Origin of the sequence: Shewanella sp. MBTL60-007 (assembly GCF_019654915.1) — a bacterium.
In the GTDB taxonomy this organism is placed as follows: Bacteria; Pseudomonadota; Gammaproteobacteria; order Enterobacterales; family Shewanellaceae; genus Shewanella.
The window spans coordinates 1-875 of record NZ_BPET01000153.1 but is presented as its reverse complement, the minus strand read 5'-3'; the positions used below and the strand labels follow the sequence as shown (position 1 = coordinate 875).

Annotated in this window: 1 protein-coding gene; it reads right to left on the bottom strand. The window is 34.3% G+C overall.

Features of this window, described 5'->3' with window-relative positions; all coding sequences use genetic code 11:
• Nucleotides 1-390: 390 nt before the first annotated feature.
• Nucleotides 391-875, bottom strand: a 485-nt coding sequence (locus K5Q92_RS23770; RefSeq protein ID WP_139910997.1) for a transposase, incomplete at its 5' end; no start/stop codon positions are given.

Below are 875 nucleotides of genomic sequence, written 5' to 3'. Positions count from 1 at the left end.
GCAACTTAGGAATGGTAGTTTGCGCTTGTGATACGGCTCCGGTCTGAATGAGAACAGGCTCATTTGTCATCAATAAGTATTGGTGCATTGAAAGCTTAATCGGCTCCATTACCTCTGTAAATTGGTATAAATCTTTGATAATCTCTGTCATTGTCAAAACTCTTTTTTCTATTTATAGTCTAACCTAAATTCCACGTGTGTTTTTTATTAGCTTCAAAAATCACTATTTCACGAAGAATTTAGACTGCTTCTCACACATTGCAACATTATTTACAACCACCTTTCAATCATTTTTGATAAATCATTGATTTCATCTTTGCTGCAATGATACTTAATAAACTCTGCAAGTTATCCACAGAGCAACACTCAATTTTATTGATGATATTCTTATTATACCAGACATTTTTCATACACTCCCTTGTACGGATAGTTTTCCGACAACTTCATGATTACATATCTTGCGGTTTTGATTATTTTGGCTGCAAGAAATACATACTTCAAACGAAAGGTCTTTATTTGCTGTCTGTATTCTGAAGAGTCCAAGGAATCAAACTTGAACAACAAAAATAGGTTATATGAAAGCATCATCATTTGAAACACGGCTTCATTCGCCCAAAATGACTTTAGCAAGAGATGACCCACCGCCATGTCGTATTTGGCTTCTTTGATATAGTTTTCAGCATTACCACGCTTTTCATAGTATATAACTACTTTTTCAGAAAGCAAGGTAGTATTTGTTACAAAGAAAAAGTAGTCGTATTCGGAACCTTCTAAAAGTGATAATTGTGCTCTTTCTTTTTCTGGTTTCAGTACGCGAGATACGACAAATCTTCTGTCTTTTTCCCATTTAACTAATTTTGTATACAGTTCTGTAG